Source organism: Nostoc sp. JL33 (assembly GCF_017114985.1).
Classification (GTDB): domain Bacteria; phylum Cyanobacteriota; class Cyanobacteriia; order Cyanobacteriales; family Nostocaceae; genus Nostoc.
The window spans coordinates 25,279-31,701 of the sequence record NZ_JABXKP010000066.1 but is presented as its reverse complement, the minus strand read 5'-3'; the positions used below and the strand labels follow the sequence as shown (position 1 = coordinate 31,701).

The window sequence follows — 6,423 nt, the reverse complement described above, 5'->3', positions numbered from 1 at the left end:
ACTTGCAATGCCAATGCATCGACTTGCAATGCCAATGCATCGACTTGCAATGCCAATGCATCGACTTGCAAAAATTAACGCACCCTAAGTTACGGAGAGAAATTTTGAATTTCCCCCTTCCCTGCAAGGGAAGGGGGTAGGGGGTTAGGTCTTTTTGTCTACTTAACTGAAAATTGGTGTAATGGAGTGGTGTTGTGCTTTATAACTTCGTCATCAATAACCGATAAGGCGGTGGCTGACTTTTCTTGGCAAATAGACATAGGAGTGAAATTAAATATGTGTTATCCAGAACCCTTGTAGAGACGTAGCACTGCTACGTCTCTACATTCTTTTTTACGCCTCTGTCTAATGTCTACAGTTAACAAAAATTAGACTTTGATCGTTGCTCAAACCGTTGAAAATTCGCCAGAGTGGTAGTAGGAGTTTTTAGATCACTTTTGGGAAAAATGAAATGATTCAAAAATTAGCAACCCCAACCCATAGAGACAAATACATCCGTGTTGCTAAACTTGCAGATGTTCAAGCAGCAGGTAGTTTGTTGGTTCGTAGCGAAAAACACACCATTGCTCTGTTTTACTCAGACAATAAAGTTTATGCAATTGATAACCGTTGTCCGCATATGGGCTTTCCGCTCCACGGTAGCACTTGCAAAGATGGGATTGTGACTTGTCCTTGGCACTATGCCCGCTTCGACCTCGCCAGTGGCGGAACATTTGACTCTTGGGCAGATGATGTTCCCTCCTTTGGTGTAGAAATCCGCGATGGGGAAGTTTGGGTAAATCTAGATCCCCCAGTTGACCTCCATGCCCACCACAGCCAGCGTCTTCAGGATGGTTTAGAACAGAGTATTTCGTTAGTTATTGCCAAATCAGCGATCGCATTATTGGACATGGGGGCAGATTTTAGGGAACCATTTCAGATGGGACTAGAATTTGGCACCCGTTACAACAAAGCAGGCTGGAGTTCAGGCTTAACCATCCATACTTGCATGATGAATTTGCTGCCTTATCTAGATGCAGAAGACAAACCCCGCGCCCTTTTCCAAGGACTTTCGGCAGTAGCTAGTGATAGCGCAGGTGCGCCACCTCACTTTGTAGTTCATCCATTGCCTAATTCTACAGTTGACCTAGATACCCTCAAAAGCTGGTTTTGCCAGTTTATTGAGGTGCGGGATAGTGAAGCCGCAGAGAGATGTCTGGTATCTGCAATTCGGGCGGGAGCTAATTCTGAGCAAATTGCAGATATGCTGTTCACATCTGCCACAGACCACCGTTACATCGATAGCGGTCATGCACTCGACTTTATTAACAAGGCGCTGGAAGCTCTGGATGCCGTTAATTGGCAAGGGGCGGAGTCAGTTTTGCCGAGTCTAGTTTCTGGTTTAGCAACTGCTTCGCGCATGGAAGAGTCCAATTCCTGGCGCTATCCTGTGGATTTGGTAGCAATTCTGGAGTCTGCCTTTGAGCAGTTACCTATGGTGGCAACAGGAGAACCTCGACATGGAACTTGGTCAGGCCAGGAGGAATTGGTGCCGGTTTTGTTAGGAGAAGACCCACAGAAAATTACCGACTCTCTTCTGAGTGCTTTGGAAGCTGGTTGTACTGAAGAACAATTGGCAAGTGTAGTTACTTATACGGCAGCACTGCGGGTAGCTCGCTTCCACACTAACAACGACTTTGGCGACTGGAATTCAGCGCATCATCCGTTCACTTTTGCCAATGCAGTGCATCAAGGATTACGACGAGTGCCTTCGCTCTACTTACTACGAGGTGTGTTTGATGCTGCGATCAGTGTATATCTGAATCGTTTTTTGAATGTGCCACCAGCAAGACTCCCTGAACCAAAAGACCCTGCTCAAAATCCTGAAGAATTGCTCAAGCAACTACCGGATTTATTAAATCGCCAACAACAAGTAAATCAGACAGGTCAGTTGGTAGCTGATTATTTGTATAGTGGCGGTTCTGCCGAGCGACTGATGGCAATATTGGGTAAGTTGATGCTGCGGGAAAACCGGGAGTTTCATGTGATTCAGGAAGTAGAAGCAGCTTTTAGACAATACTCGCTGTTAAGTGAAGCTGCTGGTATCCATGTATTAGTTGCTGCTGCTCGTTATCTAGCAGCACACGCACCCACAATGCGATCGCAAGGGCAAACCTATCAAATTGCCTATCGCTTGCATAAAGGCGATCGCCTGTTTGAGGAATCCTAATTTAGCTAATCTGGGGAGACTCGTTAATTGCCGCGATCGCCTGATACCGGAATTTGTGCGATCGCGGCAATTTCTGCTTTTTTAGGGAAACTCAAGAGGCGAATTAAAAATTCCATAAATGTTCAACTCACCTCAGTTAAATACTGGAAAGTTTCAACTAATTCCTTCTCTCTGGAGGACTTAACGGAGTTTCCATTAGTCTTTGTGTTGCTCAATTAGCTCACCCTTTTGGGTGAGTCATATATCAACCGATCAGGTGACCTGACTGAAGGAAGCTGAGATTAATAATAAAGAGGACTCTATTACTAAAGAACACCAATTGCATTTTACCTAAGAATCACCTGATGAAACTTGTTACCTTAATAAATTCTGCCCTGATTTTTGCTTCTATTACTCTTGTACCTGGAATCGCTGCCGCTCAAACAGCTACTAGCAACAGTAATGAAATAGCTATTAACTCTAACAATTTGCCCAGGAACTCTACTACTGTTAGTTACCTCCAGCCTTTCAATCTAGTTAATTTTGCTTATCAAGGAGGTCTTAAGCAGCACGGTATTCCTAGTGGAGAAGCGCTAGTATTTCAAACTCAGCACAGAAATCTTATTGCAAAAGATTTGGTGAAGGCTGCTGTAAATGCAAATAAATTACCATCACAAGCTTTAAACGACCAAAATTATCTAAGTGCTGTTAATTTACAACTCAACGCATTGCCTGATTATGCTGCTGCTGATTGATTGGTTTTTATTATATCTTTTTGTCAAGCTAAATTTATCAGTATATTATACTTGCTGACTGGTTATCAAATATAAATAAAAGGCTTTTATACACAGCGATCCCTGCGTATAAAAGGATATTAAAGAAGAATTTCTAGATTTGGAGATAGAGTTGTATAAGTTGCACTGATCCTGTGCTGAAGGCACAGAAAATTGTATAATCAACAGCCTATCAACCAAAAATTTCCTTTTCTATAGAGAATGACAGAAGTAATTAGATCCGGGAGCCTAAATAACATTGAGTCCATTGAATTTGAAGAGCAGTGCTTGCACAAAGCCAGAGAAACAGGCGATGCCGTTCGCGGAGCGTCTCGTAGAGAAGACGGGCAAAGCCAACGCAATGCGGAAGTCATTTGTTTAGGAAATTTGGGCAATGCTTACCAGTCAATTGGGGAGTACCACCTGGCAATTGAGGTTTATCAGCAGTGGTTGGATATAGCTAGAGAAATAGGCGATGGCTTAGGGGAAGCCAAATCTTTATCTGGGTTGGGCAACGCTTACCAATCACTGGGAAAATACCAGCGAGCGATTGAATTTTATCATCAGTGGTTGAGCATCACCAGGAAAATAGGCGATTGCACTGGCGAAGGCATTTGCTTGGGAAGTTTGGGTAATACTTATGAATGCCTGGGCAAGTACGAGCAAGCGATTGAGTTTTATCAGCAGTGGTTGAGTATCACCAGGAAAATAGGCGATTCGACTGGGGAATGTATTTGCCTGGGAAGTTTGGGCAATACTTATGAATCGTTGGGGCAGTACCAACTGGCAATTGAGTTTTACCAGCAATGGTTAGAACTGGCAAGATTCATCTGCGAGCGCAATGGAGAAGCCATGTCCTTAAGTGCGTTGGGCAATGCTTATAATGCTCTAGGACAGTACCAAAAGGCGGTTGAGTTTCATCAATATTCATTAGAGATCAGAAGGGATATTGATGACCGAAATGGGGAAGCAAACGCCTGGTTTAATTTGGGTTTGGTGTTAGAAAAAATCAATCGAGAACCAGAAGCGATCGCTGCTTTTTGCCATGCCCGTGAAATCTATCACACAATGGGACTCGATGCAAGTCTGCAAGATTGTAACCATGCGATTGAGCTTCTTTCTCAAAATGTTGCAAGCCCAGCATCTGGCTTCTGGTTTGGGAGATGGCTAAGTCATTTGTCGCAGTTGATCAAAGCTGGTTCTAACGAGTAACATTTTCTACCACTGATTCAGGTAATTAGTCTGAGGATGTTTTAAAAGCCTTTGGCGATTTTGAAGAAGAATGCAGAATCCAGAATTCAGAATTCAGAATCAATCAGTTGGGGATTCAGACCCGCTACTGATTGTTCGCGCTTGCGTCTCGTAGAGAAGACCACCAAATTGTAGATTTGGTGGGGGTGCAAAAACGCCGGTTATTCATCCACCAGTCGTACAAAATACCCAACTGAATTCTGACGACTGACGAATGTATTCTGTTCGATAAATCGCTAAAATACATGAAAATCCACTTTTAAAACATCCTCTGAATACAGCGAGATTACATTAAGAGGACGGATATTTATTGAATACCGCAACTGAGTTCTTGTGATCAAAGGAAAACACAGAAAACGGGTCTTTTCGATTCCCCATCTCCATCCCAGGAGTGCCTACAGGCATTTGGGGAACAGACAAACCAGCAACATTTGGCTTTTCTTGAAGCAAACGTTTGATGTCGTCTGCTGGGACGTGTCCTTCAATCACATATCCATTAATAATTGCTGTGTGGCAAGATGACAACTTATCCGGCACATTGTACTTTTGTTTGACTGTTTCGATGTCAGGCGTGGAAAAGTCTGTAATTTGAAAACCCTGTGCCTTTAAGTGATCAATCCACCCGCCACAACAATTACAATCAGGACTGTGATATACAGTGGCATTTAACGCTGTTGATTTTAATGGTGTCTGTTTATCTTGGATACCCTTAGTAGTACTTACCAGTTGAGCATTACTCATCGGAGCAGTGCTTCCCAATATGCCCAACACCCCTACTGTTAGACAAATTATTACCACTGCACGTACCAAGGTGGGAAGTAACCATTTTTGCCAGTAATAAATAAATTGTTTGTGCGACATCTGAGACTTCCTAAATACAACGTTACATAAATTTGTTGTAACAAATTCTCTTCAAAAAAACTCTGCGTTACTTTGCGCCCCTCTGCGTTTAAAAACACTACGACCCTTACACGGTAGAAGTCATTGCAACAGTGCTAGTATGTCAAATATTGGCATTTTGTAGCTTCTAGGTTGTCGTTCTGGACAACAACTCTACTACATCAGCCCTCTGTTTTCATATTTTTGTTTTGACGAAGGTACTTAACTATTAACTCATTTGCACCACTTGTAGGACAACAGCAAGCCATAGAATTACTCACTCAGGCTGTCAGACAAAACCGCGTTGCTCCAGCGTATCTATTTGTGGGGCCAGATGGTGTAGGAAGAAGTTTAGCAGCCAGGTGTTTTGTGGAATTGCTATTTTCTAGTCAGATGGGAGTCACTACGGCTTTACAAAACCGTTTGCGTCAAGGGAACCATCCAGCTTTGTTGTGGGTGCAACCAACGTACCAATACCAGGGACAACGATTAACAGCAGTAGAAGCGGCCGAAAAAGGACTCAAGCGTAAGGCACCACCTGTAATTCGGCTAGAGCAAATTCGGGAAATTACCGAGTTTTTAAGTCGTCCACCCTTGGAAGCACCGAGGAATGTGATAGTGCTGGAAGAAGCCCAAACAATGGCAGAAGCCGCAGCGAATGCTTTACTTAAAACTTTAGAAGAACCAGGACAGGCGACGTTAATTTTAATTGCACCTACACCTGAGTCTGTTTTGCCAACTTTAGTATCACGCTGTCAACGCATTCCTTTTTATCGCTTAGATGCACAGTCTTTGGCTGTTGTCCTCACACAAACTGGTCATCAGGAAATTTTGCAAAATCAGGCAGTATTGAGCATAGCAGCTGGCAGTGCCGGAAGTGCGATCGCATCTTACGAGCAATTACAAGCTATTCCCTCTGAGTTACTCGAAGACTTGAAAAAAGCCCCTGCTTCCTATCGCAAAGCCTTAGAGTTAGCCAAAAAAATTGATAAAGATTTAGATACAGAAGCACAACTGTGGTTAGTTGATTATCTTCAACAATTCTACTGGCAGCAGTGGCATCAACCTACGATCATTCACCAGCTAGAACAAGCTCGTAAATACTTACTTGCTTACGCTCAACCACGGCTAGTTTGGGAATGTCTGCTTTTATCTGTATACCAAAAATAAACTCGCATTCACTAACTCTTGCACAAAAACCTCAAACACTTGAGCAATATTAAATAATATTACTTAAGTAAACGTACATATTTAGTACTAATGTATGCTTGATAGTAAGCGATCGCAAAGCGTCTGGTAAAGAATTCCGCAAGTCAAAAGACATCGCCCCAA

General features: G+C 43.0%; 5 protein-coding genes. 4 read left to right on the top strand and 1 reads right to left on the bottom strand.

Going from position 1 to position 6,423, the window contains the following annotated elements:
* Positions 1-451: 451 nt before the first annotated feature.
* The 3 genes from HWQ23_RS18860 (at position 452) to HWQ23_RS18850 (ending at position 4,173) form a co-directional block, all read left to right on the top strand.
* The gene (locus tag HWQ23_RS18860; RefSeq protein ID WP_292831062.1) at positions 452-2,209 is read left to right on the top strand and encodes a Rieske (2Fe-2S) protein; all 1,758 of its coding nucleotides are present in this window, start codon (positions 452-454) and stop codon (positions 2,207-2,209) included.
* Between the two features lie 344 nt (positions 2,210-2,553).
* Positions 2,554-2,943, top strand: a complete 390-nt coding sequence (locus HWQ23_RS18855; protein ID WP_292831059.1) for a hypothetical protein — start codon at positions 2,554-2,556, stop codon at positions 2,941-2,943.
* A gap of 240 nt (positions 2,944-3,183) precedes the next feature.
* Positions 3,184-4,173, top strand: a complete 990-nt coding sequence (locus HWQ23_RS18850) for a tetratricopeptide repeat protein (protein WP_292831056.1) — start codon at positions 3,184-3,186, stop codon at positions 4,171-4,173.
* 330 nt (positions 4,174-4,503) lie between these two features.
* On the opposite strand, the gene HWQ23_RS18845 is transcribed toward HWQ23_RS18850, so the two are convergent.
* Positions 4,504-5,073, bottom strand: coding sequence for a DUF411 domain-containing protein (locus HWQ23_RS18845; protein WP_292831053.1), 570 nt, complete (start codon positions 5,071-5,073; stop codon positions 4,504-4,506).
* A 246-nt stretch (positions 5,074-5,319) separates the two neighbouring features.
* On the opposite strand from HWQ23_RS18845, the gene HWQ23_RS18840 reads away from it, so the two are divergent.
* Positions 5,320-6,261, top strand: a complete 942-nt coding sequence (locus tag HWQ23_RS18840; RefSeq protein WP_292831068.1) for a DNA polymerase III subunit delta' — start codon at positions 5,320-5,322, stop codon at positions 6,259-6,261.
* Positions 6,262-6,423 lie beyond the last annotated feature (162 nt).

Coding starts and splice junctions, on each gene's coding strand:
- HWQ23_RS18860 (WP_292831062.1), top strand. CDS start 452: ATGATTCAAAAATTAGCAACCCCAACCCATAGAGACAAATACATCCGT.
- HWQ23_RS18855 (WP_292831059.1), top strand. CDS start 2,554: ATGAAACTTGTTACCTTAATAAATTCTGCCCTGATTTTTGCTTCTATT.
- HWQ23_RS18845 (WP_292831053.1), bottom strand. CDS start 5,073: ATGTCGCACAAACAATTTATTTATTACTGGCAAAAATGGTTACTTCCC.
- HWQ23_RS18850 (WP_292831056.1), top strand. CDS start 3,184: ATGACAGAAGTAATTAGATCCGGGAGCCTAAATAACATTGAGTCCATT.